This window comes from Trinickia caryophylli (assembly GCF_034424545.1).
GTDB classification, from domain to species: domain Bacteria; phylum Pseudomonadota; class Gammaproteobacteria; order Burkholderiales; family Burkholderiaceae; genus Trinickia; species Trinickia caryophylli.
Genome location: NZ_CP139970.1, coordinates 3,622,241 through 3,642,482, shown reverse-complemented (window position 1 = coordinate 3,642,482; position 20,242 = coordinate 3,622,241). Strand labels below are relative to the sequence as shown.

Genomic DNA, 20,242 nt, shown 5'->3' with positions numbered 1-20,242 from the left:
TAGGGCGGGCCAGCGGTGTTAACACCCATAAGCGACGCAATGAGCAGACCCGTAAGCGGCCTGCCGCACATTCGCGCGGCGGCCCGACGCACAAGCCGCCCCTCGGCGTTGCGCTAGCGCACGAAATCCCGATCGCGCGCCTTGCCGGATCGGGCGTCGCGTACCGCAGGTGCCGGCACGGCCTGCGCCACCGCGGCGGGCAGGCGGCGCCGGGCCCGCGCGAGTTCGGCCCATTGCCACGAAGCGAGCGCCGCGCAGCCGAAGATGACCTCCCGCATCCGCTTGACGAGCGCAAGCGAAAGCGCCACTTCGCGGCCGACGCCGAACATTTGCGCCAGCAGGACGACGGTTGCTTCCTGCACGCCAAGGCCCGCGGGCACCATGAAAGCGGCGTGCCGCACGGCCTGCGTCAAGGCCTCGATGGCGATCGCGCCGCCCACCGACACCGGGTGCCCGAGCAGCGCGAGCGCCCAATAGGTTTCCAGCGCGCCCAGCACATAGCCGGCGAGCTGCCATGCGAAAGCGCGAAGCAGCATACCCGTGCGGCGCATCAGCGCATCGATTTCCTCGTCGAGCCGCTTGCCGTCGATGCCCTGCAAGAGCCGATGCTCGGAACCGAGCGCGCGCGCCGCGAAACGCTCGATCGCATGAAAGACGCCGCCACGACGCAGCAACGCCACGGCGATGAGCGGCAGCGGCAGCGAGACGGCCAGGGCAAGGCCGATCGTTTTTGCATTCGAACTGCCGGTCGAAGCCAGAATCAGCACGAGCCCGAGCGCGGAAAACACATACTGCACGGCAATGGTGACCAGCACCTCGACGATGACCGAGGCGCTGACCACGCTCGCGTCGTTCACGCGCCAGCGCGCGAGCCGGATGCCGACGATCTCCCCACCCACGCCGACCACGGGCAAAAGCCGCGTCACCGCCTCGCGTACGGTCGCGACCCACCAAAGGAACGCGATCGGCGCGCGCGCACCGAGCAGGATCCGCCACGCCCATGCGTCGAGCAGCAGCGGCAGCGCATGGAAAGGCACGAGCCACAGTAGCGAGAAGCCCGCCTGCCCGATCACGCGTACGACGTCGCCCGCGCCTTCGTGCACGACCACCGCGATCAGCAGTGCAATCCCGACGGGCCATCCGGCCCACTTGAACCACTTCGTCATAACCGGCCGCCCTCTTGCTCCACCGCGCCCGAATGCGTCGCGACGGCGGTGCCGCAAACATCCGCAAACCCACCGCGGGCGATGCCGGCCATGGCGGCCTTCACGCGCGGCGAGAGCAGCGCCGCCAGTTCGTCGGCGTGACGGTAGGCATGCATCGACGGCGTGAGAGGCGCCTCGCCTGCCTCGGCCGGATGACAGTAAATTTCCCCGACGCCGGGCGGCAACGCGGCGAGCGCCTCGAGCATGGCGCCCTCGTCCATACGACCCGTGGCGGCGATGCCGACCACGTAGTCGTTATGCGCGATCCCCGCTCGCGCGAGCCGCGCCCGCATGAGCGCGATCCAGGGCGCGAGCCACCACGGCGCATGCGCCTCGAACGGCAACCGGATGGCGCGCAGCCCGTAGGCACGCCCGATCGAAAGGATCAGCGAAAGCACCGTTGGATGCACGTGAAAATGCTTATGCGCGTTGACGTGATCGAGGGGGAGGCCCGTTGCGGCGAACGCCTCGAACTGCGCGCGGATCTCGCGCGCGAGTGCCGCCCGCACGGAAGGAAGGAAGAAAAACCTGAAGCCGTCGCGCACCATCGCATCGCCGAAGCGGCCGTCGGGACCGACGAGCGCCGGCACTTCGGCCGGCGGCAGCGTCGGGGCGCCATCGGCCAGCACGAGATGCAGCCCCACGCGCAGGCTTGGGCACCGCCGCGCCCGCTCGAGCGCATCGGCGGCAGCCGGCGCGCCCACCATCAGGCTGGCGCTCGTCAATACGCCGTCGCGATGCGCGCGCTCGACAGCGGCATTGACGCGGCGATCGAGCCCGAAATCGTCAGCGGTAACGATGAGCGCACGCGGCGCCGGCGCGTTCACGCTGCCTACGCCTCGTGTGCGCGCAGGAACCGGAAGAACTCGACGCCTTCGCGCAGACGGCGTTTCATCATGTCCCAGCTCGTCAACATCTCGCGCACGATTTCCCAGATCTTCGAGGGGCGGAAATAGAACTCCTTGTAGAACGCCTCGAGGTGGTGGTAGATCTCTTCGCGCGACAGGTGCGGATAGCCTATGGCGGCAAGCTGCACGCCTTCCTTGCTGACGAGATTGACGACCTTGTTCTCTTCGAGCCAGCCGTTGTCGACAGCCTGCTTGTAGAGCGTCGTGCCCGGATAAGGCGCCGCAAGCGAAACCTGGATCGTGTGCGGGTTGATTTCCTTGGCGTACTCGATCGTCTTGCGAATCGTCTCCTTCGTCTCGCCCGGCAGGCCGAGGATGAAGGTACCGTGGATCTTGATGCCGAGCTTCTTGCAATCCGCGTTGAAGCGGCGCGCAAAGTCCGTGCGCAGCCCCTTCTTGATGTTGACGAGGATCTGGTCGTCGCCCGACTCGTAGCCGACCAGCAGCAGGCGCAGCCCGTTTTCCTTCAGGACCTTGAGCGTCTCGTAAGGCACGTTGGCCTTGGCGTTGCACGACCACGTCACGCCGAGCTTGCCGAGCCCGCGCGCGATCTCTTCGGCGCGCGCCGTATCGTCGGTGAAGGTGTCGTCGTCGAACATGATCTCCTTGACCTCGGGCATGTTGTCGCGAATCCACTTCACTTCCTCGAGCACGTTCTCCACCGAGCGTGTGCGATAGCGATGGCCGCTGACCGTCTGGGGCCACAGGCAGAACGTGCAGCGCGACTTGCAGCCACGCCCCGTGTAGATCGAGACGTACGGGTAGTTCAGATAGCCGATGAAGTAGTTCTCGATCTTCAGGTCGCGCTTGTAGACGGGCGCAACGAACGGCAGCTCGTCCATGTTCTCGAGAATCGGGCGCGCCTCGTTGTGCTCGATCGAGCCGTCCTTCGCGCGCCAGCTCAGCCCCTTGATTTCCGGGAACGGCTTGCCTTCGGCCACTTCCTTGCAGGTGAAGTCGAACTCCTCGCGGCCGACGAAATCGATCGCGTCCGTGGCAACGAGCGAGTTGTGCGGATCGACGGCCACCTTGGCGCCGACCATGCCGATCAGTACCGACGGCTTGCGCTTTTTCAGGTCCTGCGCAAAGAGCGCGTCGGTCGGAAACGACGGGGTGCTCGTATGAATGACGACGAGGTCGTATTGCGCGGCGATCTCGAGCGTTGCATCGACCGACAGGCCGTCGGCCGGCGCGTCGAGCACGCGGCTGCCGGGCACGAGCGCCGCGGGCTGGGCGAGCCACGTCGGATACCAGAACGAACGAATTTCACGCTTGGCCTGATAGCGCGATCCGGCTCCGCCGTCGAAACCGTCATACGACGGGGCCTGCAAAAAGAGCGTTTTCATGAATGCTCCGGCATCCTGTGGAGATACGGGGTACTGATGGTTGGAATGGAGGCGGTCAAGAGCCATCGGGGCCCTCCACCGCCTGCGTGACGACGGGCATGCGCGCCCCGCGCCAGATCACGTGCGAGCCGAAGGCCGCGGCGAGCCACTGCAGCGCGAGCAACGCGTCGCGCAGCGGCACGAGCGGCAGGTCGCGCCAGAACGCGCGCGCGCCGAGCGAGCCGCGTACGTGGATGGCGAGCCGGGCCGCGAACCCGATCGCCGTCGCGGCCACGAGCGCCGCTTCGCGTGCCCCGCCGGCGTGGCCGAACGGCGCGGCCGCGAGCAGCGCTGAAAGCAGCAGCCACGGCGCGGTGAACGTGACGAACAGAAACGCGAAACCGAGCGGGTTGATCGAGCGGATCGTGCGCAGCCAGCGCGTCTCGCGCAGCCACAACGAGGCAAGATCGGGCTCGATGACGTCAGTGGCCACGACGACGTCCGAGAGCACGGTCACGAGCCCGCGCTGGCGCGTATGCTCGGCGAGCCAGTAGTCGTCGGCGAGGCAGTCCTTGAGCGCGTTGAAGCCACCCATGGCGGCCAGCGTGGACATCCGCAACGCGAGCGTCGCGCCGAAGCCGAACCGGCGCGAGCCGCCGGCATGCGCTATATAAACGGACGGCGCGAACCATTCGTTGACGAAGAGCGCTCCGACTCGCGTCCAGAATCCGCCGATGCTGCGCGCGTGGTAGAGGCAGGTGACGATGCCGACCTTCGGGTCGGCAAGCGGTGCCGTCACCGCTTCGAGGTAATCGGGCTGCACGGCGATGTCGCTATCGGCAATCACGATCAGATCGTGCCGCGCCTGCGCCGCCAGATTGATGAGATTGCTGACCTTGAGGTTTTGCCCATGCACGAGCGGATCGACGACGAGCGCGATGTCGTGCCGCGGATAAGCCTCCTGGAGGCGCTGCACGACCGCGATGGCCGGATCGCTCGGCGACGACACGCCGAAGAGCAGTTGATAATGCGGATGCGTCTGATTGCAAAACGTGGCGAGGTTTTCGAAGAGACGCGGCTCCGCGCCGCATAGCGGCTTGAGCACGCTTACGGGTGAGAGGGTGGGGCCTGCGCAGCGCTCATGCCGGCGCGACGAAGCCGGGCGCATTGCGAGCGCGGCCGCGAGCGCGTACCCGGCTGCGATGCAGCAGAGCAACACGAGCACCCAATCGGAGACGAGCGCAGTCGTCACGGTCGGTGCCCCCGAACCGGCGGGCGCGGCATGGCCGCCCACGCCGCGCTGCAACACGATGAAAATTCGCTAGCGGCCAAGGTTGGTGGCTCCCATCTCATCTCGAATCTTTCCCCTATCCTGCTCGCCTTCCCCTTTCTGTCTGCTCTTGCCGGCCCGCTGAGCGGCGCGCAATGTGTGCAGGGAGGGGTTCGCGAACCGGCAATTGTAGCAGCGCGGCGTGACCAAGGCGCCCGGACGGCAGGCCGCGCGTTGCGCCAAACCCACCCTGGCATACCCGCGGCACGCGCGCACCCCTGCCGCGGCGGCCGCGCAGCCCCGGCGCGCCGGGCTGCGCGGCCGGCCACGGGCGCAACCACGAGGTGCGACCAAGGGGCCTGGAAACGATGACGCGACGCAGCAACTCATGTATCGTGTTTCAGATCGGAAGCCGCTCGCCGCGCAAACGCTGCTGCGAGGCAGCCAGCCCGCCCCGGTCGACCTCGAACCGCGCGCCCGACGCGCGAAGCGAAGCCATGATGAAGAACGTTCTCAGCATCCAGCCGCACGTCGTCTTCGGCCATGCAGGCAACAGCGCCGCCGCATTTCCGATGCAGCGCCTCGGGGTGAACGTCTGGCCGCTCGAGACGATGCAGTTTTCGAACCATATGCAGTACGGTCACTGGGCCGGCAGCGCCATCGACGCAGAGCAGATGACGGAACTCGTGGACGGCATCGGCACAATCGGCATGTTGCGTCGCTGCGACGCGGTGCTGTCCGGCTACCTCAGTTCGACCGACCAGGTGCGCGCCGTCGTCGAGATCGTACGCACCGTCAAGGCGACCAACCCGCACGCATGGCATTTCGCCACGCCCGTCATCGGCGCCGGTGCCGGCGCGAACGTCGACGACTACCTGCTCCAGACGATTCCGGAGTACGCGGATGGCCTCGCGCCGACGCACGACGCACTGCAAAAACTCGCCGGCAGAACGGTCGACACCGTCGACGAAGCAGTGGCCGCGTGCCGCGACATTATCCGCCGAGGCCCGCAGGTCGTCCTCGTCAAGCAGTTGCGCGACCGCAACAGCCCGGCCGATCGCATCAATCTGCTCGCCGTGACGCAAAGCGAGGCCTGGATGACTCAGCACCCGCGCTATCCGTTCGCGCGCCAGCCGGTCGGCGTGGCCGAACTCACGAGCGCCGTGTTCGTCGCCCGGCGGCTGCTCGGCGACAACGTACGCACGGCGCTCGAGCACACCGTGGCCGCCGTGCATGCCGTGCTCAAGGCCACCTATGAAGCCGGCCGCTACGAGCTGGAACTCGTCGCCGCTCAGGACGACATCGCGCGGCCCAGCGAATGGCTCGGCGCCTGGTTCGTCGATGCTGCCTGACGACGTACGGACGTACGCTCGCGCATTGCGCGGCCGGCGCCGCGGGCCCTATACTCGCGGCCATGAACGCGCTTGTCCGCTTCGCTCTCGTGTTGTTGCTCGCATTCGCGGTGCGCCCTGCCTTCGCCCACGGCGAGGCCCCGGCGCACGCGTCCTGTGCGCCTCGCACGGGTATGGCAACGAACGAGCGCGCCGTCCAAGCATCGAGCGCAACGCACTCGCCGGGGCATGCCTCCCGTGCCGCCTGCATGACCGATGCCGCGTGCGGCGCGGCCTGCGCCAGCGCAGGCGCGGCCGGCCGCAACGGCGAACCCGCGCTCGCCTCGCTCGGCCATGTCCGGCGGGCGCACACCGCCACGTTGGCGCTCGGCACGTCCGCCGCGCCGCCCCTGCGCCCTCCGCGCCGCACCTGAACCTCCCCTCGCGCAGTACCCGCCCAGCCGCTATTCCGGCATAGGGCTGCGGCATCGCGCCGCGGCCCTATGCCGCCATGCCCGCTGCGCATCGACTGTCGGAGCGGCGCAAATCGAGCGCCCACTGCTCCCCCTGTGAACTCACATATTCGGAATCGACGATGAAATCCCTCCAATCCGCGGCGACGCTCGCCGCGCTCGCCCTCGCCCTCTCCGCCGCCCTCGCCACGCCGACCGCGCAGGCGGACGCCGGCCATCGCTTCCCGTTCGGCAGCACGGCCGACGCACGCGCGGTCACCCGGACAATTCACGTGCAAGCCAACGACCAGATGCAACTCGTCTTCGACAGCGACGATATCCGCCGCGGCGATGTCGTCGCGTTCGTCGTCAGGAACACCGGATCGGCGCCGCACGAGTTCGGTGTGGCCGACGAGGCCGGGCAAGCAGCCCATCAGCAAGAGATGATGGCGATGCCGGGCATGCAGCACGACGACCCGAACGTCGTCAGCCTCGCGCCGGGCGAAACGAAAACGCTCATCTGGCGCTTTGCCGACGTACGCGACCCCCGGCTCGTGTTCGCGTGCAACGTGCCGGGCCACTATCAGGCCGGGATGTTCAAGCGTGTGACATTGAGGTAGAAGCACGCCGCCTCCGCTGCGAGGCGCGCCGGTGGCACCGGTACCAGGCCCTTGACTTCGATGTGTTGCCACCGGCGACGGCAGTGCACGGCGCGATCGGTTTGCTCGTTTTCGCGTGCGAGCGGCGCACGCGGGCTCGCCGGCAGCGCGTCCAAAGCGCGGGCGAGCGGCGTGTTTGCCCTGATTGCCCGCGTTTTTTCTCTATGCCGAAATGCGCATGGCGAGCGAGTCGAACCGTCAAGACGATCCGTTATTGGCTTTCTATATTCGCCTCGAGTGGCACGCCGTATCGCATGACCGAAGGCGGCTGCCGATCAATACTACGAATGCCAGGAGGACTTCGCCACACGCCCGCTTCATCGAAAAGAGCCGTGCACCGGCCGCCGCCCGCGCTTCGCTCTCGATTCGCTCTCGATTCGCTCGCGCCTGTATCGGCGCCGGCATGCACGCCACTGCCGTTTTCACCATGTTTGCCGAATAAAGGAAAGAACATGCGTTTCACGAAGACGATTACCCCCGTTGCCGTTGCACTGGGGACGCTTTTCTCCGTCATCCCGTTTTCCGCTTCCGCGGATGTCGTCGTCAAAGTCGGCTTCGCCGCGCCGCTCACCGGACCGAATGCGAACTACGGCAAGGATCTCCAATACGGCGTGCAAATGGCGCTCGACGATGCCATGGCGCAAGGCATCAAGATCAACGGGCAGCCTGCCAAGCTTCAACTCGTGGCCGAGGACGACCAGGCCGACCCGAAAACCGGTAGTGCCGTTGCGCAAAAGCTTGTCGACGAAGGTGTGAACGTCATCGTCGGTCACTTCAATTCGGGCACGACGATTCCGGCCTCCGAGATCTATCAGCGAGCCGGCATTCCCGATATCGACCCGGCCGCCACGAATCCGAAGATCACCGGCCGGGGCTATGAAAACATCTTCATGGTCATCTCGAGCGACGCGCAAAACGCCGGGACGGCGGGCACCTATGCGGTGAAGACGACGAAGGCCAAGCGCATCGCGATCATCGACGATCGGACCGCCTTCGGCCAGGGCGAAGCCGACGAGTTCGAAAAAGCCGTGAAAGCCGCGGGCGGCAATATCATCGGGCGCGAATATACGACGAACCAGGCGACCGACTTCAAGACGCAGCTCACGAAGCTCAAGGGCCTCAACCCCGATCTCATCTTCGTCGCGGCGCTCAACCCGCAGGCAGCCGGCATCATGAAGCAGATGCGCCAGTTGGGCATCAACGCGCAGTTCGTGGGCGGAGGCGGCGTAATGGACGCCGAGTTCGTCAAGCTCGCCGGCGATGCCGCCGACGGCGCGATGGCCTGGGAGTACGGGCGGCCGCTCGACAGCACGCCGGTCGGTAAAGGCTTCGCCGAGAAGTTCAAGAAGAAGTTCAATGCGGACGCCGCCTCGTACGCGCCGTTCGGCTATGACGCGGCCTGGACCGCCATCAAGGCCATGCAGGCCGCGAACTCGACCAAGCCTGCCGATTATCGTCCGAAGTTGAAGACCATCGCCTTCGACGGCATCACGGGCCATATCGCTTTCAACCCGGATGGCTCGCTCAAGGAAGGCTCGTCCACCGTCTATCAGGTCAAAGGCGGGAAATGGACGGCCGTCAACACGATGAAGGGGTTGTGATTCCGGGCTAGAGGCTGCGGCTCGCGCCCGCCTCTCCCCCGCACTCGCGGCGCCCCGTTCAGGAGGCGCCGCTTTTCTTTTGAGCAGCGGCAACGCTCCCGTCGTCATGGGCGTGCCGCTGCGGCAGACTGCGCAGCGCTTCGTGCATTACGGCGCCGGCCGCGACGATGTGTGCCTTCGTGAGACGTTTGGCGAGCCGGCGATCGCGCGCGGCCACCGCTTCGAGAATGGCCGCATGTTCGGCGAACGATGCGCCCTGATACCGGCGCAACTGCCAGACGAGCCGCAAGTACCGGTCGGCCTTCAACCAGATGCCTTCGAGCGTCTCGAGCAAATGCCGCTGGCCGCCGGCCTCGTAGATGGCCCGGTGAAACGCCCAGTTGTCACGCGACCATTCATCCACTTGGCGGGCCTTCTTGTCGCTCGCCAGCACTTCCCGCGCGCGCCGCTCGTGCTCCGGGCCGAATGCGTCGATGGCCGCATCCAGCGCCAGCAGCTCCAGCGCCACGCGCATGGCCTGCAACTCCTCGGCCTCGGCGGCCGTCATCGCGGAAACGAACGCGCCGCGGTTCGGAACGATCGTGACGAAGCCGCTCGCCTGCAATTGCACGAACGCCTCGCGCACGGGAATGTGACTCGTGCCGAACGCCTCGGCGAGGCGATCCTGCCTCAGCTGCGTGCCCGGCGGCCACTCGCCGCTCGCGATACGTTCGCGAATACGCTCGGCCAGCGAAACCGAGGAAAACTTTGCATCCGCGGACTTCTTCATTTTAATATATTAAAAACTCGACGGAGGAGGTCGCGATGACAGTGTCCCGGTTGAGGAACATTCCCGGCATCGGCGTGGACCAGGTCGGCAACGCGGCGGATGCGTTGCACGATCCGGACATTTTACGGCTCGAGAACCTCGACACCGATCTTCGTCCGCCCGCGGACGCCCTGCGCCGCACCCACGCAGCAATCGACGACGATGCGGCCAACAGTTATCTGCCGTTTCTCGGCATCGGCTCGTTGCGGCAGGCGGCGGCCGAGCGCGTCGGCCGTGCCGCTCGAACGCGGTACGACGCGGTGAGCGAGTGCATCGTCTCGGCCGGAGGGCTTGCAGGTATCTTCAACGTGCTGTTGTCGATCCTCGAACCCGGCGACGAAGTCGTGCTCACCGCGCCCACCTACGCCGGCCTCATCAATCGCGTGCGTCTTGCCGGCGGGGTGTGCCGCTTCGCGCCGCTCGTGGCGGGAGCGGACGGCTGGCGGCTCGATCTCGAGCAACTGCGCGCGGCGATCGGCCCCCGCACGAAGGCACTGCTGTTGATGTCGCCGTCGATGCCGACCGGGCATGTTTTCTCGCTCGAGGAATGGCAGGCCGTGGCCACTCATTGCGAACGCACCGGCGCATGGCTCGTCTACGACGCCGCGATGGAGCGCATTCTGTTCGACGGCCGGGAGGTACTGCATCCGGCCGCCCTGCCGGGTATGCGCGAGCGCACGGTCACCGTGGGTGCCGTGTCGAAGGAGTATCGGATGATCGGCTGGCGCGTCGGCTGGATAGTGGGGCCCGCCGCACTCATGAACGACGTGCGGCTCACGAGCCTGTCGAACGTCGTCTGCCAGGTCGGCATCGCCATGTCGGGCGCCGCCGCGGCGCTCACGGCCGCCGACGATGGTGTCGGCGCCGCGGTCGACACCTGGCAGCATCGGCGCGACGTGCTGATGAGTAGCCTCGCCGATCTGCCCATCGTGCGCCCGCATGGCGGCTGGTCGCTGCTCATCGACACGCGCGCGCTCGGCCTGGAGCCGCAGGACGCCTCTGCCCGGCTGCTCGCGCGCGGCAAGGTGGCCGCCACGGCGATGGCGGGCTGGGGGCCGGGCGCGGAGCGGTATTTGCGCTTCGTTTATGCCAACGAACCGGCTGCGCGTCTCGCGGACCTGCGCGAGCGTATCCGCAGGGCGTGGCAGCTCTGAGCGGTGCTGCGCGACAGAGATCGGCATGCCAATGGTCTGACGCTATCCCGCATCGGCCGCAAGATGGCAACGGAGGCGACAGTGTCGCAGCGGCGTCATTTTTGACCGCTTATGATCGAAGCCCCGAGCGCCCGAACCGCGGGTGCGTCCTCCGAACCGAACCACATGTCTTTTTCGACGCTTCCGCCCGCCGACGATGCGCGCTCCCAGCGCGGGCGGTTCCTCGCGCTTTATCTGCCGCTCATCGCCTTCAACGTGGCCGCCTGGGCGTGGGCCTTCATCGCGTTTAGCGGCCAGACGCTGCTCATGGGGACCTGCCTCGTCGCCTACTCGCTGGGCCTGCGCCATGCGGTCGATGCCGACCACATCGCCGCGATCGACAACGCCACGCGCAAGATGATGCAAGCCGGGCAGCGCCCGATCGCAGCCGGCCTGATGTTCTCGCTCGGGCATTCGACCGTGGTCGTGGCCGCGTGCATCGGCGTTGCGCTCGCAGCCGGCACGGTACAAGCCCGCGTGGCCGAATGGCGCGAGATCGGCTCGACGATCGGCACGCTCGTCTCCACCGGGTTTCTCTTCGCCGTCGCGCTCGTCAACGTCGCCATTTTGTCGTCCGCGGTGCGCGCCTGGCGGCGCGTGCGGGCCGGATCGCCCATCGTTTCGATTCCCACCGGTGCGCCGTTTGCGGGCGGCGGGCTGCTCGCCCGCGTCGTGCAGCCGCTCATGCGGCTCGTGACGCGCAGCCATCATATGTACTGGCTCGGCCTGCTTTTCGGCGTCGGCTTCGATACCGCTACCGAAATCGCGCTGCTCGGCATCTCGGCAACGAACGCGGCGCAAGGCACTCCGATCGCGTCGATTCTCGTCATGCCGGCGCTTTTCACGGCCGGCATGACGCTCGTCGACACGACCGACAGCCTCTTGATGGTCCGCGCCTACGGGTGGGCCCTCGTCGATCCGATGCGCAAGCTGCGCTACAACATCGCGATCACGACCTGTTCGATCGTCGTGGCGTTCGGCGTGGGAACCGTCGAAGCGCTCGGCCTCGTCGGCGACGCCTGGCATCGGGACGGCCCCATCTGGCAAGCCGTACGCGCGCTGAACGAACATTTCTCGACGATCGGCTATCTCATCGCCGGCTTGTTCCTCCTATGCTGGATGGCCTCGGTCGGCGCCCATGAACGCCGGCGGCTGCGACAGGCCGACTGACGGCCCGCCGGCAAAAACATCCACATCGGACCGGCGCCTGCTACCATCGCGGTTCGCCGCCTAGCCGCCGCCGTGCCATGTCGCTCCTCAGCCTGCTCGCCCCGTGGGAACCGTCCCCGGTTCTCGTTACCCTCTTCATCGCCGCCGCGCTGGTCTACGCGCGCGGCGCCCGCCGCATCAGCGTGTCGTTTGCGCGCCAGGCAGCGTTCTGGACGGGGCTCGTGCTCTTTTACGTCGCGCTGCACACGCGGCTCGACTATTACGCCGAGCATCAGTTCTTCATCCACCGCCTCCAGCACCTCGTGCTTCATCATCTCGCGCCGCTGGTGCTGATGTCCTCGTACCCGGGCAACGTCATGCGCGCCGGCCTGCCGCTCGCCTGGCGCAGGCGGCTGCGGCAGGCGCAACACACGCGAGCCGCGCGCATTGCCGGGTCCGTCCTGCTCAATCCGACGTTCATCTCGCTCGCATTCGTCGTCTCGGTCGTGTTCTGGCTGATCCCGTCAGTGCAGTTCGTCGCCATGCTCGACTGGCGCATCTATACGCTGATGAATTGGACCGTGGCGATCAGCGGGCTGCTCTACTGGTGGATGCTGCTCGATCATCGGCCTGCACCGCCGAGCCGCACGCGCCCCGGGCTGCGCGTGCTGTCGCCCGTCATCACGATGACGCCGCAGATTCTCGTCGGCGCCATCATCACGTTCTCGTCGCGCGATCTGTATCCGATCTTCACGCTGTGCGGCCGGGCCTTCACGTCCATCCCGCCCGTGCTCGACCAGAGCCTCGGCGGCCTCATCATGTGGGTGCCCGCGGCCGTGCTCGAGGCGATCGGCGCGATGATGGCGCTGCGTCATATGATGCGTCTGTCGGCGCGCCGCCCGGCCACACCCAGGGCACCGCGCCGGGCCCAGAGCAGCGCCGCGCCCGTGCTCGGAGGATGAGCGGCTGGGCGGCCGAACAACGGTACCGCTCGCGCACCTTGCAACGCTTCGCCCGCACCTTCGCTACAATCCAGCGTCAAGCGAACGCCAATCCGCCATGCTCGCCCTCAAGCTCACGCTGGTCCCGCTGTTTCTGATGATCGTGTCGATGTCGGGCAAATGGTGGGGCCCATCGGTTGCCGGATGGATCGCAGGGCTGCCCGTCGTGGCAGGGCCGATTCTCTTTCTGCTGGCGCTCGAGCGCGGGGCCGCCTTCGCCGCGCATGCCGCCGGGATGGCCCTTGCCGCCATCGTTGCATCGGAGGCGTTCAATTTTGCGTATGCCTGGAGCTGCCGCCGATGGCCATGGCCCGTCGCGCTCGCGAACGCATTCACAGCCTGGGGCATGAGCGCCGGTGCGCTCGCGGCATTGCCCGCTTCGCCGGCTTATGCGGCAACGGTCGCTGCCGTGGCCGTCCTCTGCGGCCAGTCGTTTCTGCCAAAAGCAGGAGCGGTCGCGCCGCAAGCACCGCTCGGCTATACCGATCTCGCGGGCCGGATGGCCGCCGGCGCGGTCCTGACGCTGGCCGTCACGTCACTGTCGGCCTGGGCCGGTGCAAGCTGGAGCGGCCTGCTCGCCGTGTTTCCGCTGCTGGGAAGCGTGCTGGCCGTCTCTTCGCATCGTGCGCACGGTCCCGACTTCGTCGTCTCGCTGATGCGCGGCATGGTGCTCGGGCGCTTCTCGTTCGCCGCATTCTGCCTCGCACTCGCCGCAACGCTGCCCGCTCAGCCGGTGCCTGCCGCATTCGTCGAGGCAGCGGTACTCGCCATGTTCGTGCAGTGGTGCACGAAGCGGCTCGCGCTGAACCGCCGAAGGGAATCCGCGATATCGCTCGAGCCGGCACCCTCCCGCACGGCCGAGAAGGCGGCCCAGCAGTAAAAGCGCCGGCGCCGGGTCAGGCTGCGAGCCACGCGCCATAGCGCGCGATGTCGACGTTGCCGCCGCTCAGAATCACGCCCACGCGCTTGCCTGCCCACGTCTCGCGCTGCTCTCGCACGGCGGCGAAGGCGAGGCACCCGGTCGGCTCCACCACGATCTTCATGCGCTCGGCGAAAAAGCGCATGCACTCGACGAGCGCGGCGTCGCTCGCGGTAAAAATGTCGTCGACGTGCGCGCGAATCAGCGCGAACGTATATTGCCCGAGATGCTGCGTCTGCGCGCCGTCCGCAATCGTCTGCGGCGTATCGATCTCGACGATCTCGCCCGAGCGGAACGACCGTTGCCCATCGTTGCCGGCCTCGGGCTCGACCCCATAGACACGGCACGCAGGCGCCAGCGCGCGCGCCGAAAGCGCCGAGCCCGAGAGCAGCCCGCCACCGCCGAGCGGCACGAAAAGCGCATCGAGCGGGCCGGCTTCCTCGAATAGCTCCTTGGCCGCCGTGCCCTGGCCCGCAATCACGTGCGGGTGATCGTAGGGCGGGATCAACGTGAGCCCATGCCGTTCGGCCAGTTCGCGGCCAATCTCCTCGCGATCTTCCTTGTAGCGGTCGTAGGTGACGATATTCGCGCCGTAGCCGCGCGTCGCCGCCACCTTGGCGGCGGGCGCGTCGAGCGGCATGACGATCGTCGCCGGAATGCCGAGCAGCTTCGCCGCCAGGGCGATGGCCTGCGCGTGATTGCCCGACGAGAACGTCACCACGCCCGCCTTGCACTGTCTTTCGTCGAACTGCGAAAGCGCATTGAACGCGCCGCGAAACTTGAACGCGCCGATGCGCTGCAGGTTTTCGCACTTGAAGAACACCTGCGCGCCGAGCGCCTCGTTCGCGGTGCGCGAGGTCATCACCGGTGTTTTATGCGCATACCCTTGCAGCCGCTCGGCTGCGGCAACCACGTCGTCATAAGCAGGCAGCGTCAGCATGGTGTTCCATTCCCTTTCGTTCGGTTGGAGAGGAGCGTGTTCATTTGGCGTCGTTGTAGACGGTTGCGCGCGATACACCGAGATGTTGCGCGACGACATCCATCGCACGCCGGATCTCCATGCTGCCCGACGCCTTCAACTCGCGCACGAGCGCGCGGCGATCCTCGGCCTTCAGCGCTCGCGGCGTCGTGGCAAGCCGGGCCGCGAATGCATCGATCCGGGCGCGGATGGCGTGCGCCCCCGCGGGCTCGAGCGACTCGACGACGCCCGCCGCCGTGTTCATGGCACCGAACCGACGCAGGACGTTCTCCAGGGCACTGAAAAGCGTCAGGTCGATGTTCAGGCACAGCGCGGCCACGTAGCGGCCGTCGGCACCACGAATGCCGATGGACGTGCTCTTGGCCGGCCGGCCATCCGGAAAGCGGTTCGGGTAGTTCGCGACCACCTCGGGAAAGCCCTCGTCACCAAGTCGCGCAAGGCCGACTTCGGTAGGCGGATCGCCCACGGCCCGCCCAGACAGATTGTTGTGAATAGCCACCACCGTATGCGCGGGATCGCGCAGATCGTGCACTACGACCTCGCAAAACGGCGCGAATGTTTCGCCCAGGCCGCGCGCGATCTGCTCCAGTTGACCGATCAACGCATCGCCGTCGTTCCTCGTCTGTTTCTTCGTCGCCATTCCTCAATTTATCTAGAATTAGACGTTTCGTCAACGAACCCCATCGCGAACCCCATCGCGGATCGCGGCGTCGTGCTGAGGCACGCCTCGCACGATGAGTTGAGAATCGGCATCGCGCTCGATCTGCTCGAGCGCCGCGCGCATCGACTCGAATTGATGCGGGCTGCAGACCTGCCCATCGAACGACGCCCGCAGCCGCCGCGTCACCTGAACCACGCCGCTTGCCTGATCCGCGATGTAGTGCGATTCATAGCGGATCGACGGCGTGACGACGATCGTGTCGCCCGGCACGAACACGATGCGCATTGCCGACGGCAGCGCAACCTGCCCGGTCTCGTCGAAGCTGCCGCCGGTGCAGATGAAGGGCTGCGTGCGCGTGCCAATGCCGAGCCACCCGTCCACTTGAGTCGCGATTCCGCCCGGCAGGCTCGAAAGCAATGGCAGGCCCGCCATGCCGTCGGGCCGGATCAGGCGATCGATCGTGCCCGTCATCGATACCGCAAACGGCCCGCTCGTCGCGGCAACGTCGCCGGTGACGACTTGCGCCGTGCCACGCAGGCGGCCCTGCCGCAACCGCTCGCCGCCGATCTGCTGAACGCGCTCGCGCGTGGCGCGGCGAAACACGTTGCGCTCGAGCTCCGCCGTCCAGCCGCTGTCCTCCACCCGGTAGGCGTAGCGCGCATGCCCGCGCTCGTCCACCTCGAGTTGCATACGCGCGTCGCGCGATCGCTCGGCGTCAGGCGGCGTGCGCGTCATCGCGCCGTCGTCCACGAGCAAGGCCGGCCGGTCCATCACGCCGGCCGGGAGGTCGCCAAATGCGATGCCGCCTCCGGCCGTCGTATCGGCAAAACGCCCGACGTCGGGTATCCAGACGATGATGTGGTTGATGGCGCTGGCACCGTAGCCCGGCACCGATGGCAGCGTATAGACGTTCCCGAGCGCGATCAGCGCTGGCTGGGCACGAATGCCAGCCGCGCGCAGCAGCGCGACGAAGAGCGCGACGTGATCCTTGCAGTCGCCATAGCGATCGCGCAGCACGTCCGCCACGCGATGCGGCCGTGCGACCGTCTGTCCGACGAAAAGCGCCACATAGCGAATGTTCATGCGCACCCAGTCGTAGACGGCGCGCGCCTTGGACCATGTATCGGGCGAACCGGCCGTGAGCCGCAGGGCCAGCGCGGCAACGGCCGGATCGTCGGCGCTCGGATCGGCCGAACCGCTCCGATAACGCTCGGCGAAGGCGGCAAAGTCGGGCAACGTCGTCACCATCAAACGGTCGCCCGTCTGCGCATAGCCCACCGCGCCCCGCTCGATCGGCGCGTACGGCCCATGCCGGTAGCGAAAGCGATAGCGCGTGCGTCCATCCTCCGTCTCGGCCGGCTCAGCCACGTAGCCGCGCGCGTCCGCGAAAAGCGGCATGTCGGCCGGCAGATCGAAAACCAACTGCTGGTCTTCGACGGGCTCGCGCGTCGGCTCCACGTAGTAGCTGAACACGCCGCGTTCGATCGGAACCGTGCGCGTCTTGGCGAAGACGAGATGAACGCGCCAGCCCGGTCCCATGCGAGGGAAAATGACGGTGCGCAGCAAGCCGCTGTCGAATCGTGGCGCACCGGCCGCACGCGGCTCCTCGACGTCGCGAATCGCCTCGGGCCCGACCGCATACGCCCGACCGTCCGGGTCGATCGACTCCGCTGCGAGGATCGTCAATCGTTCGGTGTCCTTATCGAACCAGACGTATTGCTGAGCAATGGCATCGACGCCCGCCGCCGTATTGGCTCTGAGCGTCTTCTCGTCGCGCTCTTCGAGGGTGCCGTCGTACCGAAGCACGAAGCGATGGGCATCCGATTCGAGGGTCCATGGCGGCACGCCCGAAGCCGGCGCATCGCCGGCCGTTCCCTCGGCGCGCGCCAGGCCCGTTGCGAGCGCAACGATCGTGCAAACGATGGCAACGTATTCGACGGTCACGGCGCTCACCGAACAGCCCTCGCGCGGCATGGCATGTCAGCCCGCGAACCGGGCACGATAGGCGCGAGGATTGGCCCCGAATTCGGCCCGGAACGCACGATTGAAATTGGAGAGATCATCGAATCCGCAATCGAGCGCGATGTCGACGATTTTCGCCGGCTCGTCCGCAAGCCGCGCGGCAGCGGCCCGTAGCCGCGCACGCAACACGTATTGGTGCGGGGTGGTGCCCGTGGCCCTCCGGAAGGTACGAACGAAGTGATAAGGGCTCAGGCCCGCGTGCCGAGCGAGGCTGTCGAGATCGAGCACGCCGTCGGGTGCTTCGTCGATGCGCGACACCACTTGCATGACGCGCTCGAGCGCCCTTGCATCGAGCGCGTCCGGATGGACGGCGGCCTTGCCCGCAAGGTGCGAAAGCACACGGTCGGCCAGCGAGAATGCGAGCGTGTCCCATCCGTACGCCGTGCCTCGTACCACGCCGGCACAGGCCGCCGCCGCATGACGGGCAAACGTACGCGACGGCGCGACCCGGGAGGCGCGCAACCGCGCCTCGGTGCCGCCCATGCCGGCATCGGCCGCGATCTGCTCGAAACACTCGCGTGCAAAACGAAATGCAATGCAGCGATCGCCCGTTCGATGGTCGTGCCGGCATTCGAACACCGCGCCCGCGTTGCCCAGCAACAGCGAACCCGGGGTCATCAGCGCGGGGCCCGCGCTCGACCGGTACTCGAACGCGCCGGCAGCCACGAGCGCAATGACGAATCGATCGTGCCGCTCCTCGAACGGCTCGTCATTCGGGCCGTGCGTGCAAAGCACATCCTCGACGCTCCACCCCGTGCCGGCTGCGAGCCGCCGCGGCCGCACGTCGGGGGGCAGTTCGCCGGCCCGTTGCCGCGCCAGTGCCGCATCGAGGGCCACCGCAATTTTTGCCAAGTTTCGTCCTCTCCCGTTGCATACGATCGTTATAGGACATCACGCGCCAAGCCGTCGGCAAGCGGGAGAATACGCGGCACGACGCGCGTCGCCTGATGGAGAGGAAAACCGGATTCCGATGAACGAATCCATTGCCCATGGAGCGACAACGATGAACCGCATCGAAACCAACCTGACGAATGCGTTTGTGCTCGCACTCGCCGCACCGGGGCGCGCATCCGACATCGCCGAAACCGATGACGTCTACGGCTGGCTGGTCGGCAGCTGGTCGCTCGACGTCCTCTGCTATCGGGGCGTGGACCTGCGCGGCCAGGGCATGACGGGCGAGGTCCATTTCGGCTGGGTGCTCGAGGGGCGTGCGATCGAGGACGTCTGGATCATGCCCGCGCGCGGCGCGCGCCCGCCTGAAGACCCGGACATGAACATGTACGGCACGACGCTGCGCAGTTGGGATCCCGAATTGCGAGCTTGGCGCATTCAATGGACCAACCCGGCCAGGAGCCATCGCGAAACGCAAATCGGCCGCCGTATCGGGCGCGATATCGTGCAGACCGGCGCGCGCTCCGACGGCCAGCCGACACGGTGGCGTTTTACCGATATCGCGCACGACCGTTTTCATTGGATTGGCGAGGCGCTCGATGCGGACGGGGCGACGTGGCGGCTCGAAGGCGAATTCCTCGCGACGCGTACGGGCCAATGAACAGGGGCGCGGGAGACGGGCGCGCGGATTCGCCGATCAGAACAACGAGCGCTGGCGCTGCTGCGCCATCGACATGACGGCGAGATCGTCGAAACGTTCGCGAGCGCGGGCCAGATCGTGTACGAGCTGACGTTGCAGCCAGGTTTCCGCGCCGCCGCCGAACGCCTTATCGAGCCTCAGCGCCATTTCCGGCGAAATGCCAGCCTTGCCGCTCAACAGGTTCGTGAGCGCCTGCCGGCTCACGCCGAGCACCGTGGCAGCCTCGGTCACGCTCAGGTTGAAGCGCTCGAGGCAGAGCTGGCGCACGATCGCGCCGGGATGAATGAAGTCGGTATCGGCCATGGCTCGCCACCTTATCGGGGAACGACCATAGCGTCAACTGACAATGGCTGCTTGTCATTCGCCACTGTAGCCAATCAGCGACATCGTTGAGGTGACCGGTCTCCGGCACGCATACGGCACCCTTTTCATCGCTTGCCTATGCGAACTGCGCACCAGCCCCGCATTACGGTACAAGCCATGCTTTAGTGCACGATTGACTTCTTTGTAGACCGATCTATATACTTTAATTTGATGCCATCCACGCTAAATCATGGTATTTTCCGCATTCGTTCGCGGGGTACCTTCGTATAACCGGATAAGTTCAAAAGGCACGATTCGATTCTTTTCCTCTATGCGGGCATCGGGCTGGCGCCGGGACCCAACGGGGAGCGCCAGAAGTTGTTCCTATGTCCCGTAGACAACGGTGGTAAAAGCAAACAACGGAGGGTTTATGCGGTCAGCAAGCGTCTTTTTCGCGGGTATCGTGGTTTTGGCGATTTCGGGCTGTTCCAGTATTGCGGGCAGCACCAACATGTTGACTGACGAAAAAATCAGATCGAGCACCGCCGGTACGCTGGGATATTCTCCGGACGAGCTCGTCGTGACCAATCGCCGTACCGAAGGTACGAATACGTACGTCAACGTCAAGGCGAAAGACGGCAAGGAGTTCGCCTGCACCATCAACGGCGGCAACCTGCTCAGCTTCGGCATGGTGAACCCGCCCGCCTGCAATCGAAAAGGGCAGCCCCGACAAACGGGCGCGATGATGCAGTAAAGGCCAGCTCCCCGGCAATGGAGTCTTTCCGCTTCATTGCCGGAATCGATGTGCCGACGGCCGATTAATCGGGCTCCGGTACCGCGTAAACCGAGTTCGCGCCATCGATCC

At 66.5% G+C, this 20,242-nt stretch carries 20 protein-coding genes; 10 read left to right on the top strand and 10 right to left on the bottom strand.

Annotated elements, in window-relative coordinates; all coding sequences use genetic code 11:
- Positions 1-113: 113 nt before the first annotated feature.
- Genes U0034_RS16495 through hpnI form a run of 4 tightly spaced genes read right to left on the bottom strand, consistent with a single transcriptional unit; the run spans position 114 to position 4,690 of the window.
- Positions 114-1,166 (bottom strand): lysylphosphatidylglycerol synthase domain-containing protein, encoded by a 1,053-nt coding sequence (locus tag U0034_RS16495; RefSeq protein WP_085226836.1) that lies wholly within the window; start codon positions 1,164-1,166, stop codon positions 114-116.
- Entirely contained in the window at positions 1,163-2,032 is an 870-nt protein-coding gene (gene hpnK / locus U0034_RS16490) for a hopanoid biosynthesis-associated protein HpnK (RefSeq protein WP_085226833.1), read from the bottom strand. The genes U0034_RS16495 and hpnK overlap by 4 nt, the downstream gene beginning before the upstream one ends.
- Positions 2,033-2,037: 5 nt before the next feature.
- Entirely contained in the window at positions 2,038-3,459 is a 1,422-nt protein-coding gene (gene hpnJ / locus U0034_RS16485) for a hopanoid biosynthesis associated radical SAM protein HpnJ (protein WP_085226831.1), read from the bottom strand.
- Positions 3,460-3,514: 55 nt separating this feature from the next.
- Complete coding sequence (gene hpnI, locus U0034_RS16480) at positions 3,515-4,690, bottom strand: bacteriohopanetetrol glucosamine biosynthesis glycosyltransferase HpnI (RefSeq protein WP_085227247.1); 1,176 nt, start codon at positions 4,688-4,690, stop codon at positions 3,515-3,517.
- Positions 4,691-5,208: 518 nt separating this feature from the next.
- Between hpnI and pdxY the strand changes: the two genes are divergently transcribed.
- The 4 genes from pdxY (at position 5,209) to U0034_RS16460 (ending at position 8,751) form a co-directional block, all read left to right on the top strand.
- The gene (pdxY, locus tag U0034_RS16475) at positions 5,209-6,060 is read left to right on the top strand and encodes a pyridoxal kinase PdxY (RefSeq protein ID WP_085226829.1); all 852 of its coding nucleotides are present in this window, start codon (positions 5,209-5,211) and stop codon (positions 6,058-6,060) included.
- A gap of 62 nt (positions 6,061-6,122) precedes the next feature.
- Positions 6,123-6,473 (top strand): hypothetical protein, encoded by a 351-nt coding sequence (locus U0034_RS16470; RefSeq protein ID WP_085226826.1) that lies wholly within the window; start codon positions 6,123-6,125, stop codon positions 6,471-6,473.
- A gap of 161 nt (positions 6,474-6,634) precedes the next feature.
- On the top strand, positions 6,635-7,111 hold the full coding sequence (locus U0034_RS16465) for a cupredoxin domain-containing protein (RefSeq protein WP_085226824.1): 477 nt from the start codon (positions 6,635-6,637) through the stop codon (positions 7,109-7,111).
- Between the two features lie 491 nt (positions 7,112-7,602).
- Positions 7,603-8,751, top strand: a complete 1,149-nt coding sequence (locus U0034_RS16460; protein ID WP_085226820.1) for a branched-chain amino acid ABC transporter substrate-binding protein — start codon at positions 7,603-7,605, stop codon at positions 8,749-8,751.
- Positions 8,752-8,809: 58 nt separating this feature from the next.
- Here the strand turns inward: U0034_RS16460 and U0034_RS16455 are convergent, their stop codons facing one another.
- Positions 8,810-9,520 carry a GntR family transcriptional regulator gene (locus tag U0034_RS16455; RefSeq protein WP_085226818.1) on the bottom strand — a complete coding sequence of 237 codons (711 nt, stop codon included), beginning with the start codon at positions 9,518-9,520 and terminating at the stop codon, positions 8,810-8,812.
- Between the two features lie 35 nt (positions 9,521-9,555).
- Between U0034_RS16455 and U0034_RS16450 the strand changes: the two genes are divergently transcribed.
- The 4 genes from U0034_RS16450 (at position 9,556) to U0034_RS16435 (ending at position 13,782) form a co-directional block, all read left to right on the top strand.
- Entirely contained in the window at positions 9,556-10,713 is a 1,158-nt protein-coding gene (locus U0034_RS16450) for a pyridoxal phosphate-dependent aminotransferase (RefSeq protein WP_085226815.1), read from the top strand.
- A 165-nt stretch (positions 10,714-10,878) separates the two neighbouring features.
- Positions 10,879-11,922 carry a HoxN/HupN/NixA family nickel/cobalt transporter gene (locus U0034_RS16445; protein WP_085227246.1) on the top strand — a complete coding sequence of 348 codons (1,044 nt, stop codon included), beginning with the start codon at positions 10,879-10,881 and terminating at the stop codon, positions 11,920-11,922.
- 77 nt (positions 11,923-11,999) lie between these two features.
- Positions 12,000-12,863 (top strand): cytochrome c oxidase assembly protein, encoded by an 864-nt coding sequence (locus U0034_RS16440; RefSeq protein ID WP_102622845.1) that lies wholly within the window; start codon positions 12,000-12,002, stop codon positions 12,861-12,863.
- 97 nt (positions 12,864-12,960) lie between these two features.
- Positions 12,961-13,782, top strand: coding sequence for a hypothetical protein (locus tag U0034_RS16435; RefSeq protein ID WP_085226811.1), 822 nt, complete (start codon positions 12,961-12,963; stop codon positions 13,780-13,782).
- A 16-nt stretch (positions 13,783-13,798) separates the two neighbouring features.
- On the opposite strand, the gene U0034_RS16430 is transcribed toward U0034_RS16435, so the two are convergent.
- From U0034_RS16430 to U0034_RS16415, 4 genes are read right to left on the bottom strand one after another with little or no spacing between them, the layout of a single operon-like run.
- A complete protein-coding gene (locus tag U0034_RS16430; protein ID WP_085226808.1) occupies positions 13,799-14,761 on the bottom strand; it encodes a threo-3-hydroxy-L-aspartate ammonia-lyase in 963 nt (320 codons plus the stop codon).
- A gap of 40 nt (positions 14,762-14,801) precedes the next feature.
- A complete protein-coding gene (locus U0034_RS16425) occupies positions 14,802-15,440 on the bottom strand; it encodes a helix-turn-helix transcriptional regulator (protein ID WP_085226806.1) in 639 nt (212 codons plus the stop codon).
- Between the two features lie 30 nt (positions 15,441-15,470).
- A complete protein-coding gene (locus U0034_RS16420; protein WP_085226804.1) occupies positions 15,471-17,435 on the bottom strand; it encodes a DUF3857 domain-containing transglutaminase family protein in 1,965 nt (654 codons plus the stop codon).
- A 6-nt stretch (positions 17,436-17,441) separates the two neighbouring features.
- Positions 17,442-18,335: a helix-turn-helix transcriptional regulator gene (locus U0034_RS16415; RefSeq protein WP_085226802.1), complete on the bottom strand. Its 894-nt coding sequence runs from the start codon at positions 18,333-18,335 to the stop codon at positions 17,442-17,444.
- A gap of 151 nt (positions 18,336-18,486) precedes the next feature.
- On the opposite strand from U0034_RS16415, the gene U0034_RS16410 reads away from it, so the two are divergent.
- Complete coding sequence (locus tag U0034_RS16410) at positions 18,487-19,035, top strand: hypothetical protein (protein ID WP_085226800.1); 549 nt, start codon at positions 18,487-18,489, stop codon at positions 19,033-19,035.
- A 36-nt stretch (positions 19,036-19,071) separates the two neighbouring features.
- On the opposite strand, the gene U0034_RS16405 is transcribed toward U0034_RS16410, so the two are convergent.
- Positions 19,072-19,377 (bottom strand): HigA family addiction module antitoxin, encoded by a 306-nt coding sequence (locus U0034_RS16405; RefSeq protein ID WP_085226797.1) that lies wholly within the window; start codon positions 19,375-19,377, stop codon positions 19,072-19,074.
- Positions 19,378-19,780: 403 nt separating this feature from the next.
- On the opposite strand from U0034_RS16405, the gene U0034_RS16400 reads away from it, so the two are divergent.
- On the top strand, positions 19,781-20,131 hold the full coding sequence (locus tag U0034_RS16400) for a hypothetical protein (RefSeq protein ID WP_199187016.1): 351 nt from the start codon (positions 19,781-19,783) through the stop codon (positions 20,129-20,131).
- Positions 20,132-20,242 lie beyond the last annotated feature (111 nt).

Coding starts and splice junctions, on each gene's coding strand:
- U0034_RS16495 (WP_085226836.1), bottom strand. CDS start 1,166: ATGACGAAGTGGTTCAAGTGGGCCGGATGGCCCGTCGGGATTGCACTG.
- hpnJ (WP_085226831.1), bottom strand. CDS start 3,459: ATGAAAACGCTCTTTTTGCAGGCCCCGTCGTATGACGGTTTCGACGGC.
- pdxY (WP_085226829.1), top strand. CDS start 5,209: ATGAAGAACGTTCTCAGCATCCAGCCGCACGTCGTCTTCGGCCATGCA.
- U0034_RS16470 (WP_085226826.1), top strand. CDS start 6,123: ATGAACGCGCTTGTCCGCTTCGCTCTCGTGTTGTTGCTCGCATTCGCG.
- U0034_RS16465 (WP_085226824.1), top strand. CDS start 6,635: ATGAAATCCCTCCAATCCGCGGCGACGCTCGCCGCGCTCGCCCTCGCC.
- U0034_RS16460 (WP_085226820.1), top strand. CDS start 7,603: ATGCGTTTCACGAAGACGATTACCCCCGTTGCCGTTGCACTGGGGACG.
- U0034_RS16455 (WP_085226818.1), bottom strand. CDS start 9,520: ATGAAGAAGTCCGCGGATGCAAAGTTTTCCTCGGTTTCGCTGGCCGAG.
- U0034_RS16450 (WP_085226815.1), top strand. CDS start 9,556: ATGACAGTGTCCCGGTTGAGGAACATTCCCGGCATCGGCGTGGACCAG.
- U0034_RS16445 (WP_085227246.1), top strand. CDS start 10,879: ATGTCTTTTTCGACGCTTCCGCCCGCCGACGATGCGCGCTCCCAGCGC.
- U0034_RS16440 (WP_102622845.1), top strand. CDS start 12,000: ATGTCGCTCCTCAGCCTGCTCGCCCCGTGGGAACCGTCCCCGGTTCTC.
- U0034_RS16435 (WP_085226811.1), top strand. CDS start 12,961: ATGCTCGCCCTCAAGCTCACGCTGGTCCCGCTGTTTCTGATGATCGTG.
- U0034_RS16430 (WP_085226808.1), bottom strand. CDS start 14,761: ATGCTGACGCTGCCTGCTTATGACGACGTGGTTGCCGCAGCCGAGCGG.
- U0034_RS16425 (WP_085226806.1), bottom strand. CDS start 15,440: ATGGCGACGAAGAAACAGACGAGGAACGACGGCGATGCGTTGATCGGT.
- U0034_RS16420 (WP_085226804.1), bottom strand. CDS start 17,435: ATGCCGCGCGAGGGCTGTTCGGTGAGCGCCGTGACCGTCGAATACGTT.
- U0034_RS16410 (WP_085226800.1), top strand. CDS start 18,487: ATGAACCGCATCGAAACCAACCTGACGAATGCGTTTGTGCTCGCACTC.
- U0034_RS16405 (WP_085226797.1), bottom strand. CDS start 19,377: ATGGCCGATACCGACTTCATTCATCCCGGCGCGATCGTGCGCCAGCTC.